Origin of the sequence: Yersinia sp. 1252 StPb PI, from assembly GCF_048593885.1 — a bacterium.
Classification (GTDB): domain Bacteria; phylum Pseudomonadota; class Gammaproteobacteria; order Enterobacterales; family Enterobacteriaceae; genus Yersinia; species Yersinia enterocolitica_E.
In genome coordinates, this window is the sequence record NZ_JAZGQE010000346.1 from 1 (window position 1) to 1,774 (window position 1,774).

Consider the following 1,774-nt stretch of genomic DNA (forward strand, 5'->3'; position numbering starts at 1 on the left):
CCACAAGTATAATATGGTTATTTAGTGTTGTGCTATTCTGCTTAAATATAATCCAATTTTTACCTGATATATACGGATAGATTTATCTACCCGGTATTTACCGGGTTAAGATTTTTGCTATGTAATCAAGTCTAACAGTCGATTTTGATGCCATGTTGTAAAAAGAACTGGCTGAACTCGGCATCAGGCTGGCGGTCGGTGACTAACGCATCAAACAGGGTCAACGCTCCAATGCTGGCAGGTTTTATTTTACCGAACTTACTGTGGTCGGCCACCAGGATTTTCTGTTGTGATTTGGCTATAGCTCGGTGCTTTAACAGAATTTCATCGAAGTTGAAACAGGTGGCGCCATACTCAATTGAAACGCCGGCTGCGGAGATAAAAGCTTTGTTTGGGCAGGCATTGTCCAGCTCATTGTGCTGACTGATCGGTGTGAAAATATAGTTATTGGGTTTGAATTCACCACCGCACAGAATCACTTTACAGTTGGGTTTGTCTTGTAGGGAAAGAAAGGTGTTAAGGGAGTAACAAATAGCAGTAAATACCAGTTCTTCGTCTATCTCGTCGATAATCGAGGGAATTGTAGTGCCGCAGTCAAAAAAAACCGTATCGTTTTCGGCGATCAACCTTGCTGCCAACTGACCAATACGGCGCTTTTCTTCCACCTGTTTGGCTTGCTGGTCAGAAACAAAATAGTTATTGGCATTATTGCTTTTAGGGTCCATCACCACATAACCACCCAACAAAATCACGGCGGTCGGCTCGGCGCTAAGATCACGGCGAATAGTCATTTCAGAGACTCGCAGCAAATTGGCCGCGTCTTTGAGGTGGATTTTGTCGGAACGCTTTAGGGCCTGAGTAAGTTTATTGATTCGTTCTGCACGGCGGGTTTCCATAAGCTATTCCTGACAAACAATTATTAATACCATACGTTGCACTATAGTTTCTTATAATACAACGTATTGCAATAAATAAGCCCGGCAGTAGCCGGGCTGACAATCGATTCGAATCTAAACAATCGATTAATAGACTTACACTGAGTTAGTAGCTTGATGCCACGGCCTGTTGGCCCGAAACGATGGTTACACCAGAGCTGGTACCAATGCGTGTCGCCCCTGCGTTGATCATGATTTCTGCTGTCTTTTGATCACGAACTGCACCAGAGGCTTTAACGCCTATTACCGGACCAACCGTAGCACGCATCAATTTAACATGTTCTTCTTTGGCACCACCGGTGCTGAAGCCTGTTGAGGTTTTCACAAAAGCTACGTCAAGCTCACGACACATTTCACAAACTTGTACGATTTGAGCATCACTTAGCAGGCAGGTTTCTAATATTACCTTCAACGGTGTAGTGGCGCAAATATCACGTACAGCCTTAATATCGGCTTTAACTTCGGCAATTTTGCCACTTTTCAGCCAGCCAACATTGATAACCATATCAATCTCTTGCGCCCCAGCGTTGATTGCTGCCTGAGCTTCAAAAGCTTTTGCTTCAGTCAGACCCGCACCCAGTGGAAAACCAATGACTGAGCACACCTTAACCGTACTACCGGCTAACTGTTGAGCGGCGACTGGCACGTATCCAGAATTAACACATACGGCATAGAAATGATGCTGTTTAGCTTCTTCACACAGCTTGATAATTTGGGCTTCCGTGGCATCCATTGCCAATAAAGTATGGTCAATGTAATTAGCATAATTGATCGTCATGATTTTTATCCTTTTGTTCATCTGTAAGTTATCACTACTGTTATAATAGTAACATTATTAG

2 protein-coding genes are annotated in these 1,774 nt (G+C 43.5%); both read right to left on the reverse strand.

The annotated features are described in order from the left end of the window. Window positions 1-131: 131 nt before the first annotated feature. A complete protein-coding gene (gene deoR, locus V2A85_RS23415; RefSeq protein WP_372559365.1) occupies window positions 132-896 on the reverse strand; it encodes a DNA-binding transcriptional repressor DeoR in 765 nt (254 codons plus the stop codon). 145 nt (window positions 897-1,041) lie between these two features. Beyond that, entirely contained in the window at window positions 1,042-1,713 is a 672-nt protein-coding gene (gene deoC / locus V2A85_RS23420; protein WP_083158395.1) for a deoxyribose-phosphate aldolase, read from the reverse strand. Window positions 1,714-1,774: the final 61 nt, after the last annotated feature.